17 protein-coding genes are annotated in these 14,422 nt (G+C 62.0%); 7 read left to right on the plus strand and 10 right to left on the minus strand.

Annotated elements, in window-relative coordinates:
* Window positions 1-16 precede the first annotated feature (16 nt).
* From VFV96_07200 to hpnA, 6 genes are all read right to left on the minus strand, one after another.
* Entirely contained in the window at window positions 17-1,771 is a 1,755-nt protein-coding gene (locus tag VFV96_07200) for an alpha-L-fucosidase (GenBank protein HEU5070182.1), read from the minus strand.
* Between the two features lie 15 nt (window positions 1,772-1,786).
* Complete coding sequence (locus tag VFV96_07205; protein ID HEU5070183.1) at window positions 1,787-3,403, minus strand: LamG-like jellyroll fold domain-containing protein; 1,617 nt, start codon at window positions 3,401-3,403, stop codon at window positions 1,787-1,789.
* Window positions 3,400-3,975 (minus strand): sigma-70 family RNA polymerase sigma factor, encoded by a 576-nt coding sequence (locus VFV96_07210; protein ID HEU5070184.1) that lies wholly within the window; start codon window positions 3,973-3,975, stop codon window positions 3,400-3,402. Before VFV96_07210 ends, VFV96_07205 begins: the two co-directional genes overlap by 4 nt.
* Window positions 3,976-4,145: 170 nt before the next feature.
* Window positions 4,146-5,234, minus strand: coding sequence for an alanine--glyoxylate aminotransferase family protein (locus VFV96_07215; GenBank protein HEU5070185.1), 1,089 nt, complete (start codon window positions 5,232-5,234; stop codon window positions 4,146-4,148).
* A 25-nt stretch (window positions 5,235-5,259) separates the two neighbouring features.
* Window positions 5,260-6,261 (minus strand): hypothetical protein, encoded by a 1,002-nt coding sequence (locus VFV96_07220; protein HEU5070186.1) that lies wholly within the window; start codon window positions 6,259-6,261, stop codon window positions 5,260-5,262.
* A complete protein-coding gene (gene hpnA, locus VFV96_07225) occupies window positions 6,245-7,249 on the minus strand; it encodes a hopanoid-associated sugar epimerase (protein HEU5070187.1) in 1,005 nt (334 codons plus the stop codon). The genes VFV96_07220 and hpnA overlap by 17 nt, the downstream gene beginning before the upstream one ends.
* A 157-nt stretch (window positions 7,250-7,406) precedes the next feature.
* Here hpnA and VFV96_07230 point away from each other — a divergent pair, with 157 nt between their 5' ends.
* The 6 genes from VFV96_07230 to VFV96_07255 all read left to right on the plus strand — a co-directional run bounded on the left by VFV96_07230 (window position 7,407) and on the right by VFV96_07255 (window position 11,356).
* A complete protein-coding gene (locus VFV96_07230; GenBank protein HEU5070188.1) occupies window positions 7,407-7,817 on the plus strand; it encodes a tetratricopeptide repeat protein in 411 nt (136 codons plus the stop codon).
* A gap of 2 nt (window positions 7,818-7,819) precedes the next feature.
* Window positions 7,820-8,089, plus strand: coding sequence for a hypothetical protein (locus tag VFV96_07235; GenBank protein HEU5070189.1), 270 nt, complete (start codon window positions 7,820-7,822; stop codon window positions 8,087-8,089).
* A gap of 16 nt (window positions 8,090-8,105) precedes the next feature.
* On the plus strand, window positions 8,106-9,209 hold the full coding sequence (gene mtnA / locus VFV96_07240) for an S-methyl-5-thioribose-1-phosphate isomerase (protein ID HEU5070190.1): 1,104 nt from the start codon (window positions 8,106-8,108) through the stop codon (window positions 9,207-9,209).
* A gap of 162 nt (window positions 9,210-9,371) precedes the next feature.
* The gene (locus VFV96_07245) at window positions 9,372-9,857 is read left to right on the plus strand and encodes a YajQ family cyclic di-GMP-binding protein (protein HEU5070191.1); all 486 of its coding nucleotides are present in this window, start codon (window positions 9,372-9,374) and stop codon (window positions 9,855-9,857) included.
* 28 nt (window positions 9,858-9,885) lie between these two features.
* On the plus strand, window positions 9,886-10,869 hold the full coding sequence (locus tag VFV96_07250) for a hypothetical protein (GenBank protein HEU5070192.1): 984 nt from the start codon (window positions 9,886-9,888) through the stop codon (window positions 10,867-10,869).
* Window positions 10,862-11,356: a hypothetical protein gene (locus VFV96_07255; GenBank protein HEU5070193.1), complete on the plus strand. Its 495-nt coding sequence runs from the start codon at window positions 10,862-10,864 to the stop codon at window positions 11,354-11,356. The genes VFV96_07250 and VFV96_07255 overlap by 8 nt, the downstream gene beginning before the upstream one ends.
* A 1-nt stretch (window position 11,357) precedes the next feature.
* Here the strand turns inward: VFV96_07255 and infA are convergent, their stop codons facing one another.
* Window positions 11,358-11,603, minus strand: coding sequence for a translation initiation factor IF-1 (infA, locus tag VFV96_07260; GenBank protein ID HEU5070194.1), 246 nt, complete (start codon window positions 11,601-11,603; stop codon window positions 11,358-11,360).
* Between the two features lie 82 nt (window positions 11,604-11,685).
* The gene (locus tag VFV96_07265; protein ID HEU5070195.1) at window positions 11,686-12,507 is read right to left on the minus strand and encodes an MBL fold metallo-hydrolase; all 822 of its coding nucleotides are present in this window, start codon (window positions 12,505-12,507) and stop codon (window positions 11,686-11,688) included.
* 259 nt (window positions 12,508-12,766) lie between these two features.
* Between VFV96_07265 and VFV96_07270 the strand changes: the two genes are divergently transcribed.
* A complete protein-coding gene (locus VFV96_07270; protein HEU5070196.1) occupies window positions 12,767-13,102 on the plus strand; it encodes a glutaredoxin in 336 nt (111 codons plus the stop codon).
* Between the two features lie 62 nt (window positions 13,103-13,164).
* Here the strand turns inward: VFV96_07270 and VFV96_07275 are convergent, their stop codons facing one another.
* Window positions 13,165-14,040, minus strand: a complete 876-nt coding sequence (locus VFV96_07275) for an AraC family transcriptional regulator (protein ID HEU5070197.1) — start codon at window positions 14,038-14,040, stop codon at window positions 13,165-13,167.
* 40 nt (window positions 14,041-14,080) lie between these two features.
* Window positions 14,081-14,419 (minus strand): hypothetical protein, encoded by a 339-nt coding sequence (locus VFV96_07280; protein ID HEU5070198.1) that lies wholly within the window; start codon window positions 14,417-14,419, stop codon window positions 14,081-14,083.
* Window positions 14,420-14,422: the final 3 nt, after the last annotated feature.

The following is a 14,422-nucleotide window of genomic DNA, read 5'->3' on the forward strand; positions in this document are numbered from 1 at the left end:
GGAAGCGAAACGCGGCTTACCGGGCGACGGGTTTGAAGGTCAGTGCGCGGAGATTGATGGGCGCCCAGCCCTCCTTCACCGGTTTCACCGCAATGGTGACCTGGCCCGGTTCCGCAATCTCCAAAGTGCCGAGTTCGAGCCGGCGGAACTTGCCGTAGTCGCCCGTGTTCGGCGCGGTGCCGGAAAGCTTCCGGCCGTCCACAAGCACGTCGAACCGGCCTTCGCCCAGCGAGGCCATTTCCGCGCTGACAGTGAATTGCCCGGCGCGCTCCACCTTGATCGTCCAGCTGGGAAAGTCATCGGGATTGGTCCAGAACCCGATGTTGTTGTGGTCGCGGCCGGACTCGTATTGTAGTTCGCCGTGCAGTTCCGCATCGGCGGCCTTGAGTGCCAGCGTGCCGTCCTTTTCCGGCAGCAACGGCGCCGCCACCACTTCGGGCGCGCCGGCAATGTTGAGCACGATCGTGGAGGAAATCGCATCGGGCGCGCGGGCCGGAACGGCAATGCTCACGCCATCCGCCGTGGCCTGGGTGGCGAGCTTCTGACCGGACGCCAGCAACGCCGCGGAGACGACCTTGTTTTTCAAACCGGGCACGTGCAGCCGGCCATCCGCCGGCCAGTCGAAGACGTGGAGAAACAGCGTCGTTGCGTTGCCCTTCTCGATTTTGGTGCAGCGGCCCCAGGTGAGGCGTTTGAACGGACTCGCGGTGGTGCCGTAGATGGCCGGGCCATTGACCTTCATCCACGCGCCCACGGCCTGCAATCGTTCCAGGCTGGGTTCGGGAATGAGCCCTTCGCGGGTGGGACCGACGTTGAGCAGGTAGTTGCCGCCCTTGCTCGCAATGTCCACGAGGTTGCGAATGAGCGTCTCGGCGCTCTTCCAGTTGTGGTCATTGCTCTTGAAGCCCCACGTGTCGTTCATCGTCATGCACGTTTCCCAATCGCGGCCCGGATAGCCGGTGGCGGGGATGTATTGCTCGGGCGTCTCGGTGTCGCCGCGGAAGCCGCCGCCGAGGCGGTTGTTGTGGATGATGCCCGGCTTGAGCTTCAACACCTCAATCAGCTTCGCCGCGCGGTCGCGGTTCATGTCCACCGGCGTGTCCCACCACAACACGGCCGGGAACTCGCCATAATTGCTGAGCAGCTCCTTCATCTGCGGCACGGCAATCTTGTCGATATAATCGTCCATGCTGTGCTCCTGGGCTGGATCCCATTTGCCGCCGGCCGCCGCGCCGCCATTGTTCCAGTCCTGCGCCTGTGAATAATAGAATCCGAGCTTCACGCCGTATTTGCGGCAGGCCGCGGCCAGTTCCTTCAAGGGATCACGATGAAACGGCGACGCCTTGGGCAGACTCCAATCACTCGCCTGCGTCGCGAACATCGCAAAGCCGTCGTGATGTTTCGCGGTGATGACGATGTATTTCATGCCCGCGTCCCGGGCGGCCTTCACCCAGGCGTCGGCATCGAACTTCACCGGATTGAACTCCTTCGCGTAGGACTGGTATTCCGCACAGGGAATCTTCGCGTGGTTCATGATCCATTCGCCGATGCCGGGAACAGGCTTGCCGTGGTAAAATCCGGCCGGCACGGAATAAACGCCCCAGTGGATGAACATCCCGAAACGCGCCTCGCGCCACCACGCCATGCGGGCGTCGCGTTGCGCGGGAGTTTCGTTGGCGTAAGGATCGGGCGACGTGGCGTCGGCGGCCATCACGCATTGGACGGCAGTGAGTCCCGCCAGGACAAGGCAGGCCAGATGGGTTTTGGTCATTTTATTCACTCGGGGTTACGGGTTTTTGTTTGGAGGAAAAGCGTCCGTGACTTGCGCGACCTGCATCGGGCCGGGCTGCGGCGCACCGGCGGCGTAAAGCTGTTCGACCTCCTTGTCGTTGAGCGCGCGCTGGAACAGGTCGAATTCATCCATGCAACCGCTGAAATGGCGGATGGCGATGGGCCCGCTGATGGCGTAGCGGCCCGTGTCCCAGTTGCCGAGCTGCGCCGGCCCAATGTGCAACGGCAGGGAAAACGCCAGCGGCGCGCGCCCGGCCACACGGCCGTCCACGTAATGCGTCACCTGCCCGGCCGTTGCATCGTAAACCACGGCGAGATGGACCCATTGCCCGAACCGCTCGGGCGTGAACACCACGCGGCTGTCGTAATCCGCGTGGTTGGCGCCATCGCGATTCGCGACGCCCAGCCGCACGACGCCGTTGTTCAGGATCTGCCAGTGTGTGGCGCCCGGCGCGAAGCCGTCGGCCATGAAGAGCGAATTGTAGGCCCGGTCCAGCCCGTTCACACGCACCCAGGCCGCGAGCGTTGCCGATTTCAATTCGCCCGGCACCTCCAGCCGAACCCGGTCACTGACCCGGCCAAACTCCAGCGCGGACTTCCCGGGCCAGCGGCCCTCGGTCCAACGACAACCGACGATGGCGCCGTCTTTCACTGCCGTGCCGTGCGCGGCCACGTTCGGCAGGGCGCCCAACGCCGTCGGCGTCCGCGCGAAATCGAAGCGCACCAGCAACGACGGGTCGTCGTTGATTTCGGCACTGGTGGCGTCCCATTCGAGTTTCCGCCGGTGCAACGCCGCCGACAACTTGTGGTCCAAATCACTGAGGGAAGCAAAGGCCGTCCGATCCGCCGCCACCGGCTGCACGGTCAAGTTGTGGCCGACCAGGAGCGCCTCGCCCGCCTTGACTTGAAGATGCCCGGCCGGCGCGGGGTTCAACTCAATCTCACCTTGAAAGACGTGCACCTCGGCGCCCGCCGGCGTGACCTCAACACCAAACGCGGTTCCCAAATCCCGGATTTGCGTCTGCGGCGTGCCGAGGCTGAACCCCCGCGCCGCCGGCGGCACTTCGGCGCTCAGCTTGCCCGCGCGACAAAACGCGGAAGACGGCGAAAGCAACTGCAACTCGGCCGGCCCTTCGAGCAGCACGCGCGCGCCGCCGAAGAACTCAATCTGCGCCAGGCCGGATTCCAGTTTCACCCAGCCGGGCTCCAGCGCCGCGCCCGTCTGCGGCCCGGCCGCCCCGCTCCATTTCACGTCGGCGGCACGCGTCAGCACGGCCACGGCTGCGGTGGTGGCTTCGATTTTGACCGGAGGATGCGACCGCGCCGGCCAGAAGCGTGAGCCCAGCAGGGCCAGCAACACCAAGCAGGCGGCCAGCGCCGAAACCCACGGCAGGATAGCCATCCGCGAACGCGACGGGAGCGCGAGCGGCGCCTCTGCGGCGGTTTCATTTTCCACGGCGTGCAACAGGGCGTGCAGGCGTGATTCCTGCCAGAACTGCGCCCGCGCCGCCGCTGACCGCCGGAGCAAATCCTCCAGTTCAGCCTGTTCGTCCGGCGTCAACTGGCCGTCCAGAAACGCGTCGATGAGATGGGACAGGCGTTCGTCGTTCATGGGTGGGAACCTTCAACATTGAGCCGCCGCTCCAGACACTGGCGCAGGAACCCGCGGGCGCGGGACAACGTGACATTGATGGCATTCACCGACTGCGCACGCCGCCGGCCGATTTCCTCGGGCGTGTGTTCGCCGAAATAACGGAGCCGGATTAATTCGCGCGCGGCCGGCGCCAGTTTCTCCAGACACTGTTTGAGCGCGTTGGTTTCCGCCGCGAACTGCGCCTCGGATTCGTCATCCGGCGCCGCCGCGGCGAGCGCCTCAACCACATCGTCCGAGAGCCGCACCGGCGCGCGTTGACGGTCGCGGATGACATCCAGCACCTTGAACGTGGCAATGCGCCGCGCCCACGCCATGAAATTTGAACCCGGCCGGAATTCCCCGGCCTTGCGCGAAACGACGAGGAAGGTTTCCTGCATCACGTCGTCCGCGGTCGAAAAGTCAGGCGTAAGCGACAGGACAAACGCCCGCAACCGGCCCTGATGCTGCACGAACAACTGCTGCACCCGCAGCGTGGACTCATCCCACCGGAAGGCCCCCGGGTCTGCATCCGCCGGTGCGTGGTTGCTCATGGTTGCGGCCGATCGGCTCATCGTTCACTGGCTGTATTCCACCAAGTCAGCCAGACTTAGGTGGAAATTCCGATTTTATTTTGGCGGCCGCGGGCAGACGCCTGACCGGCCCAAAAGCAAACGGGCGATGCCCGCAAGCATCGCCCGCCGCGCAAACCTGACAATTTTGCTCAGAGCTGTGCCATCGCCTGGTCGAGGGCGGCGTAGAGCTGGTTCATGGATTCCGGCGTTTCGTCGCCCATGTTCGAGAGGCGGAACGTGGTGCCTTTGATTTTGCCGTAGCCGCCGTCAATCAGGAAGCCCTGGTCCTTCACGAGCTTCTGCAACTTGGGCACGTCCACCGTGCGGCCGCCCGGCTTGGCACCGTTGTTGACGCAGGTGAGCGTGAGTGATTCGGCGCCCTGCTCGGGGAACAGCGTGAAGCCGTGTTTCGCCGCCCAGTCGCGCGTCATCTGGTTGGTGCGCTGATGCCGGGCGTAACGCGCTTCCAGGCCTTCGGCGAAGAACTCGTCGAGTTTGGAGGCCAGTGCGTAAACGTGGCTGATGCTTGGCGTGCTCGGCGTCATGCTCTGCTCCGCGTTCTTCTGGAATTCAAGGAAGTCGAAATAATAACCGCGGTCCCGGGCCGTGGCGGCCCTGGCCAGCGCCGCCGGCGAGCACACGAACACCGCGAGCCCGGGCGGCAGCGCGAAGGCCTTTTGCGTCCCGGCCAGCAGGACGTCAATGCCGAGCGCGTCAAACGCGAGCGGCACCGCGCTCATGGAACTGACGGAATCCACGATGAACATGACGTCGGGATATTTCTGCTTCAGCGCGGCAATTTCCGCGAGCGGACTCATCGTGCCGGTCGAGGTTTCATTGTGGATGAGCGTGAGCGCATCGAACTGGCCGGTGGCGAGTTTCTTGTCCACGTCCGCGGCGCGGATGGGCGAACCCCACGGCACCTGGAGCGCCTCGGCGTCCTTGCCGCAGCGTTTGGAGACATCGAACCACTTGTCGGAAAAGGCGCCGCACATGCAGTTTAACACCTTTTTCTGCACGAGATTCCGCACCGCGCCTTCCATCACACCCCACGCGGACGAGGTGGAGAGGTAAACGAGCTGTTTGGTGGACAGCAGGGTCTGGAGCTGCGGCTGGATTTTCGCGTAGAGGTCTTTGAAGCCCTGGCCGCGGTGGCCGATCATCGGCGAGCAGAGCGCCTTGAACGTCTTTTCGCTGACCTCCACCGGACCGGGAATGTGCAGTTTCACGTGTGCCATAGTTTTTGGGGCGCGGGCGGAACCGTCAAAATCCCGACGGCAGTCTCAAGCTCCGCGTCAGACGATTGGTTTGGGTTGAGAAGTCGTCGCGGAGCCAGCGGGGTAAGGCGGCTTCCGGCCTCGTCGCGCGGGGAACATTGCCAGAGAAATCGCCGGGGACAAGTTTGTAAAACGCCTGCCCCGCCAGCGTTCGGGCCTGCACATCCATGCACCGGCAAATCACCGTGGCCACCGCATGCGAGCCGGCGCGCAGGTAAATGATCGGCCCCATCACCGCCGGCGGATCGTCAAGCACCCGCGGCACCACCACATCCGGCGCCTCCGCCAGGCTGCGTTCGGCCGCGAAGCGGCGGCCCGGCAGCACATAGCCAAATTCAGACGACGCCTGCGCCTCGATGGATTGCGTCACGTAAATTTGCTCCAGCATGCCGCCGTGTCCGAGCACTTCGTAAATCACCGGCACGCCGTTGGTGTTCAACGTGAGCCGCACCCCCTGGACGCGCAGCGAGCCCACGCCGGCCGCCGCGGTTTTGGCCGGCGGCTTCGACGATGACCGGCCGCCCGATTGCAGAAGTCCCGAACCGCCCTTGAACTTCGGCGCACGACGTTGCGGCCCATCCGGCGCGGCACCGTCATCGGCATTGTAAAACCACCAATACGTCATCTGCGGATGCGTTCGGCCCTGCAACGTCACCGAGCCTGGCGCGAAGAACACGCGCGTCGGAACCGCGGACGGCGCGTTGGTCCCGCGCACCTCCTGCATGAGGAGCGGCGCGAGCGCAAAGGCGCGGCCGAGCCGGGCATCCTCGCGCGGCTTGATGAGTTGCGCCGCGTCAAACGACGCCAGCGTTGCATCATAAACGCTGCGTGGTTTGTCCTGCGCGCGGGCCGACCCGGCGAGCAAGATGGCGAGCGCAAAGGCCAACAACCGCCCGCCCTGCCGGACCCCGGATCGGGCCAGCCATCCGGCCAGAAAGTTTTCGCGCGGCCCCGCCCCCGTAAAAGTCACGTCACTTCGCATAGCCATTCACTTTGAACCATGCCACGGCGTCCGCCAGCGCCTGTTTGGGCGGCGTCTGCGGCAGGCCGAGTTCGCGGATGGCTTTGGCTGGATTGAACCACATCTTGTAGCGCGCCATCCGCACGCCCGCCAGCGGCGCCTTGGGCGGTTTGCCGGTGAGGGCCGCCGCCGCCTCACCAAAGTAGGCCGCCAAAAATGCCAAGGCATGCGGCGCCCGGAATTTCGGCGCGGGCAGACTGGTGATCTCCGCGAGCACGTCCAGCGCTTGCTTCATCGTCCAGTTGCCCTCGGCGTGACCGAGAATGTAACGCTCACCGATGCGCCCGCGCTCCGCGGCGAGAATGTGTCCGATCGCCACGTCGCGAACGTGAACGTAGTTCAAGCCGGTGTCCACGAACGCCGGCAGGGCGCGATTCAAAAAATCCACGATGACCTGCCCGGTCGGCGTGGGCTTTACATCGCGCGGACCCACCGGCGCACTCGGATTCACCATCACCACCGGCGCGCCCTTCGCCGCGAGTTCGCGCGCCACGACTTCCGCCCGCCATTTCGAAAGCTTGTAGTGATTGCTCATCTGCGCCTCAGACACCGGCGTGTTTTCGTCCGTAGGCGTGACGACGCCATTCACCGCCTTGGGCAACCCGATGCAACCCACCGTGCTGGTGTAAACGATCCGCGCACAGCCCGCCGCGTGCGCGGCTTCAATGACATTTCTTGTGCCGTCCACGTTCGCGGCATACATCGGCGCGTAATCGCGCAACCAGAGATGATAGCTCGCCGCCACATGAAAGACCCAATCGCAGCCCCGCATCGCCTGCGCCAGCGCCACGCGGTCCGAAACGTCGCCCGGCACGCGCTCGAATTCGGCGCCCGCCAGCCCGCGGGTGTCGGCGCCCGGACGCAACAACGCCTTCACGCGATGCCCGCGCGCGACCAGTTCGTGCACGAGATTCGCGCCAATGAATCCCGAGGCGCCGGTGACGAAACAATTCATGGGCGGCGAGGGTAGTTAAGCAGAGGGCAGATGGAAAGTAGCGGGACGTTGAATGATCAGCGCCCAAAATAAACACCCTTCATTGACAGGCGAAACGCTCACCCACCAGCCCCAAGCTTGACTTGCCCCGCCTCCGTCGCACCATGCGCCCGCACCGATGGAAAAGAGCAGTCGCAAGAAAACAAAATCGCCGGACCCGCGGGAGTTGGATGTGGAGATTTCCTTTCTGGAGGGCCTGGTGCGCCGCGATCCCAATTACCTGGATGCGTTGCAGTTGCTGGGCGACGACTACACGCGCCGCGGCCGGTTTGAAGAAGGCCTGCGGGTGGACCAGAAGCTGTCCGAACTCGACCCCCGGAATCCGCTGTCGTTCTACAACCTCGCCTGCAGCCTGTCGCTCACTGGCAAGCTGGATGAATCGGCCCGCGCGCTGGAAGCAGCGCTGGACCTCGGCTACGAAGATTTCAAGTGGCTGGCGCGCGACCCGGACTTGAAGGCGCTGCGCAAGCATCCGCACTACGCCCGGCTGCGGGAAAAAATCCGCCGGATGCAAACCGACATGGAGTGAGCATGGCCGTCGCCTTCAAGGATTTCTTCCCGCAAGTCACGCGTAGCGGCTTCCTGTCGAGCGAATACGAATCCTTCCAGCACATTGTCGAACGCGCCAACGCCTGGATGGCCAGCTCGGGCGTGCCGGTGTTGAGCGTGGAAACCGTCGTGCTCCCCAACGTCAACACCGAGGAGGAAGCCCTGCAAACCAACATCCGCACCAGCGGCGAGATGAGCAGCTACTGGCGGCAGTTTTTGCGCGTGTGGTATGAAGTGCCGCCGGCGGCTTGAGATCGATTTCCAAACCATGAATGTCACTTTCCGCGGCCAGACCCGCCATTTCCGCACCGTCACTTTCGACGCGGCGACGAACGAGGTCGTGCTGATCGAGCAACGCCTGTTGCCGCACGAGTTCCAGCTCGTCCGCACCCGCGATTTCAAACAAACCGCGGCGGCCATCCGCGACATGATTGTGCGCGGTGCGCCGGCCATTGCCGCCACGGCGGCCTATGGTCTGGCGCAGGGCGCCCGCGCGTTTCGCGGCCGGTCGTTGTCCGCGTTCGCCGGCCATTTGCGGAAGGTTTACGAGACGATCGAAGCCGCGCGTCCCACGGCCGTGGACCCGGTCAACGCGATGAACCTTGTGCTCGGCGAAATGCGGACCGGCGAAGACGTCGCCACGCAACAGGTGCTGGCACTGGCCGCGGCGGAGGAATTTGCCGGCCAATCCGTGCGCGAATGTGAAGCCATCGGCAAACACGGGGCAAAGCTGATTCGCAACGGCGCCAACATCCTGACGCACTGCAACGCCGGCTGGCTGGCATGCGTGGACATCGGAACCGCCACGGCACCGATGTATGCCGCGCAGGCGGCCGGCCGGAAGTTTCACGTGTTCTGCGACGAAACCCGCCCGCGCTGCCAGGGGGCGTCGCTGACGGCCTGGGAACTGGCGCAGCAGGGCGTGCCGCATCACGTCATCGCGGACAACGCCGCCGGGCACCTGATGCAGCGAGGCGAAATCGATCTGGTCATCGTCGGCAGCGACCGCACGCTGGGCCGCACGGGCGACGCCGCGAACAAGATTGGCACCTACACCAAGGCCGTGCTGGCCAAACGGCATGGCATCCCCTTCTACGTCGCGATCCCGCTTTCGACCATCGACTGGAATTTAAAGTCGGGCTTCGACATCCCGATCGAGGAGCGGCAAGAGGCGGAAGTGCTCGGGGCGTGGGGTGTCGCCGCGCGGAACGGAAAACGGCAATACGTGCGCATCGCCAATCCGAACAGCCCGGCGCGCAATCCGGGCTTTGATGTGACGCCGGCCGAGCTCATCACCGGCATCATCACGCCGCTGGGGATTTTCAAGCCGGGGGAATTGTGGAAGCGAAGAAAGCAATTGGGGGCGGAGTAACTCGTTACATCGGTTAAAGGGGATGCCTGGACGGAGCCCGCCAGGCGCACTGCGGTGAACTCGTGTAACTCATGCAACGATTTGATGAATCACCCTCCCCCGTGATCCGAACCATCCCTTCCCGGCCTTCCCCTCCGCACGTCAATCGGATAGCCTCACCTCATGCCGTCATTCGACATCGTATCGCAGGTCAACTCGATGGAGATCGAGAACGCCGTCAATCAGGCCAACAAGGAACTGGCCAGCCGTTTTGATTTCCGCGGCTCCAAGGCGTCCATTGCGCTGGAGAAAAATGAAATCAAGCTCTCGGCCGAGGATGAGTTCAAAGTGGCCGCGCTGGTGGACATCGTCATGGGCAAGCTCGCCAAGCGCAGCATCAGCTTGAAGAACGTGGAAAAGCTGGCGCCGGACGTTTCGCCGCTCGGTCACGCGCGGCAGGTCATCAAAATCAAGCAGGGGCTGGAATCCAAGGTGGCCAAGGAAGTCACCACGTTCATCCGCGACAGCAAGTTCAAGGTGACTTCCGCCATTCAGGGCGAGGAGGTGCGCGTGAACGGCAAGAGCCGGGATGAATTGCAGGCGGTCATCGCCGCAGTGCGGGCGAAGGAATTTCCGGTTTCGCTGCAATTCGTGAATTTCCGCGACTGACAGTATGTCAAACACATACAGCTTCTTTATGATTTATAATTTTACGTGTCCTTTGGCGGCATTTTTATGCTTGCTCTATTCAACAGTTGTGGGCCAAGGGGCAGAGTATTTAATCCAAGGGGAATTCAGCTACCAAGTCATAACTTTGGAAGGAGCAAGGCCAGCATTGCACCGAAAATTTGAGGTGGTTAACAACGGTTGCCAGTGGCGAATAAATATCGACTTAACGGCAAGTCCCCATTTAGGCACGTTTGTTTACGCTTATGATGGAACCAATCTTGTCTATTATACCGTAAAACGGGGAAAAGAAGTAAAAATAGGAGCCGGAACGATTGAGGCATCACCGGTCCCGCAAACATTAACATCAGCGGGGGGGGAATATCCGTGGCTCGCATATGCTTCAAGTTGTTATCTTAAAAGCGTGAGTAACTCATCCATCTTTTCGTTGGAGGCGGCGCGGAGCAGCGATGGGCGGAGTCGCCGGTTCACAATGCCGGCACATATCGAGCTCAATGATGATTTGCCGGGACTGCCGAGGTTGATAGAATACTTGGCGAGATCCAGGTCTCTATTGAATACGAATGGCGCTATTACGGAACCTGTTCCTACATCTTCGCAAGAGGCAACATATGTAAACGCGCGTTTTACGTCGGGCGAATTCACGAATGTCAGCGGCCTTTCGTTTCCGACGCAATTCGAGTTTCGTCGATACCGGCCAAGTCCGAACTCTACTTCAGATGCCAACCTCCGTTGCACAGTCATAGTCCGGGGTGCCGCATCAACCATCTCGGTTGGGCCACAGACATGGAGCACTTCTTTGCCGGGTCGCACTTTTATGGCGCACGATCTTCGCGTGCAAGAACCTTTCGTCCATTATCAAATCACTAACAGTCAAATTCCTACAATCGATAACTCTGAAGTGAGCAATGCGAGAGAAGTGCAATTACAAGCGAATAAAAAAATAGCACCAGCCCGGATGCAACCCGAGCGCCCAGGCAAAAAGTATGGCTAGTGCGTTTCTTATTTGGCGCATTCATATTATTGCCATTATAGTGCTTTATTTTTTATGCAAGGAACAGGCAGAATGGCGTCTAACACCTTCCTCAAAAAACTTAAAACCTATGAAAAATGTTCAAACCAACTCCCTCACGGCGGCTCTGCTATTAGCTGCAGCAGGCTCGGTGTTCGCAGAGTGCACCGGAACACCTTGGAGCTCGACTGACTTGCCAACAACCTATGGTTGCAGTGGATTGGGAGGTTCCTGCAATAATACCATTTTTGACGGCGTATGTCAGTTTTGTTGGCCGGGTTCATATGGATTCTGTAATCCGGTCGCTGAAACATCTTATACTGTGCATGCTCAAAACTATGTAAATGGAACTTGCGTCGGACCTGTTGATGATCACGGATATTACTTCTGCTCTGGAGGTGATCCAGATGGCGACCCTGTAGAATTAACCTGTTACGGGCTGATACTTGAAATCCCTTGCGGTGGTTGAGCTAGTAGCTCTTAGGGTTAGAACGGTTTTCCGAATGGCGGAAGGTGATGCGCGCCTTGCCGAGATCGTAAGGGGACATCTCGACGTTCACGCGGTCGCCGACGGAGATGCGGATGAAATGCTTGCGCATCTTGCCCGAGATGTGGGCGAGCACTTCGTGCCCGTTCGGCAGCGCAACGCGAAACATGGTGCCCGGCAAAACCTGGGTCACCGATCCAGTCAGTTCAATGGGTTCTTCTTTTGGCACACCAGTGTCCTGAGAGACGGTGACTATTTGCCAGCCGGCGCGCTGAAAATCAATGATTTACTCACCGTCCCGGGGACCGGCTTCAAAAGAAGGGATTGTGCTCCTTTTCCTCGGCCACGGTGGTCAACGGCCCGTGACCGGGGCAAATCAATGTGGTGTTGGGCAGGGACAGAATCTGCTCGCGCACGGCCTGCCGGGCCAGTTCCCAGACGCCCTCCGCGCGGCCCATGGAACCGGCAAACAATGCATCCCCCACGATGGCAATGTGCGGCGCGTCTTCCGGCCAGTTGCCGACGATGTAGGTTACCCCGTCATCCGCGTGGCCGGGCGTCGGGCGGTTGGTGATGCGGAGGCTGCCCACGTGAATGCAGTCGTTGCGGCGGTTCTTGTGCTGCGGCAGCGCGTCCCGGGCGTCCATGTGCACAAAAATCTTGGGAAACTTCTCGCGCAGCGCCGGCAGGTTGTCCACGTGATCGGAATGACCGTGCGTGATGAACACGTGCCGCAACTGCAGCTGGTTTTCCTCAACCTCCCGAAAGACCGGCGCCAGATCAAACCCGGTGTCGAACAACGCCGCTTCGCGCGTGACTTCATCCCAAACGAGAAAACAGTTCACCGACATTTCGCCGTCATCGGTCGTGATGACCCGCAGCTCCCGCCACTGGCCCAAATCCTTTTCGCCTGGGAGCCAGCCTTGGGCGATGCCCGACAGCTTGGCCGGTTGCATGCCCAACTGGTTCGCCAGCGCGGCCAGGTTGAATCGCCCGGCCATTTTCCCGGTGCGTTCCAAATCGGCCAGTTCGGCCTCCGTCACGCCTGCCGCGGCTGCGGCAGCCGCCGTCGACAGGCCCGCCATGCCGCGCCCCTTGCGGACGATGTCGCCGAGATGATCTTCCAAATTCATGGCGACACGATAATCAACCCCTTCGCGCCGGCAAGTTCAGGCTCCAGAATTTGCGTGTCCGCGCGCCGCTTGGGCGGCCAGGCGACGTAATCCGGTCGCCGCCGCGCGCCGTGAGGGTTCCCTTGAATTTGTCCGGGGCAATCAGGACGCGCATGCCGGTGAGTTAACCCAAAGCCGGAACGACGGCCAGCCGCCATTGCAAGACGCGGGGTTGCGGAGCGACGAAGCTATGGCACAATGAGCAAGGATTTTAATGACCATGAGCAAACCAAAAATCATCGCTTACCTGAAACCCAGCTGCGGCTGGAGCAACGGCGTGCGCGCCATCCTGCGCAAATACGACCTGCCCTACGAAGACCGGGACATCATCAACGATCCGCTCCAGCGACAGGAGATGATCATGAAGAGCGGCCAGATGCTCAGTCCATGCGTGGAGGTGGACGGCCACATGCTGCCGGACATCAGCGGCGAAGAAGTCGAAGCCTACCTGCTGTCCAAGGGCCTCGTGCAGCCCAACAGTGTTGCCCCCGAGGCGCCCACGAATCAGCCGTGCGCAAATGAAATGCATCCGTCCACGCCGCTGAATTTCCGCTGAACTCACGTCGCCCCTTTCATCGGCGCGGAGGCTTTGCTTCCGCGCCCTTTTTGTTGGCGCGTTCAGAGACTGTTGCGCTGGCGATATTGCAGGGGCGACATCCGGCAATGGCGCGCAAACACGCGGCTGAAGTGGGAAGCGTCCGGAAAACCCGCCTCCTGGGCCACCTGCTTCACCGAATTCTGCGTCGTCGCCAGCAGATACTGCGCCCGCTCCATGCGGCGGCGGGTCAAGTAAGCCAGCGGGCGGACGCCGATGGTCTGGCGAAACGCATCGGAAAAATAAGTGGGATTCAGTTCGGCGACGCGCGCAAGGTCCTTGAGGCTGATCCGTTCGGCCAGATGCTCGTGGATGAATTCCTGCACCACGAGGTAGCGGCCGGCGAGCGTTGCGTGTCCGGCCGGCTCACCGTGCCACGTGCGCAGGAACGGCGCCACCAACTGGCGCAACACGCCCTCCGCCTCGAAGGCATCCACCGGCGACGTGCGCGCCTCCAGTTCGGCCACTCGCGCCGGAAAACGGCGATACTCGTCGCGGAACGGGTCATACACCGGCAGCTTGCGCTCCGGGAAAATCGCTTCCAACCGCCGAAACAAGCGAAGGGTTTCCGGCCCCGCCGGCAGTTGGTAATCCATCTCATGGACGGCCATCAGGTCGATGCCCGTTTTCAACCGGCTGGTGAAATGGAGGAAGCAGAGGTCAAATGGTCGCCGGCACCGGTGGCTGTGCAGCGTGAACGCGGGAATCAGGTGCATTGAGCCGGGTGTCAGTTGAAATTCCCGGCCATGGTGCGTCACCTGCGCCGGGCCGTTCAGCGGCAGCCACAGCCGCGAAAACGGGCTCATCACGTCGTGGAAGTTCCACCAGGCGCCGGTGCGGCAACGTTCCACCGCGAGCACTTCCAGCGCCGCCGAGCCCAGCAGTTCCTTCGCGAGCATGCGTGCGTTGTCCCGAAGCGCGAACCCGCCCGCGCGGGGATTATTTCGGCACGACCTTGACCGTCCCGGTGTTCGGGTCGTAATCGAGCTTCTGGCCCGCGGGCGCTTCCGGCAGCCTGGCGATGTATTTCATCGCCACCACCTCGTTCAAATCCTTGGGCAGCCGGCCCTGATCCGCTTCAAACATCTGGATGGCCCGCGTCAGGGCCGCCACATCGGAGGTCTTGACGGCCTTCTGTTCCGCCTTGGCCATGGCGCCGAGATACTCCGCCGGCGCCGCCGCCGGATTGCCGGAACTCGAGGAGGAACTTTTGCCGCCATCACCGCAGCCGACGAGCAGCGCACCCGCAAGCAAAGGAACGAACAACGATGCTTTCATGCG

It is taken from the genome of Verrucomicrobiia bacterium (assembly GCA_035765895.1).
Taxonomy (GTDB): domain Bacteria; phylum Verrucomicrobiota; class Verrucomicrobiia; order Limisphaerales; family DSYF01; genus DSYF01.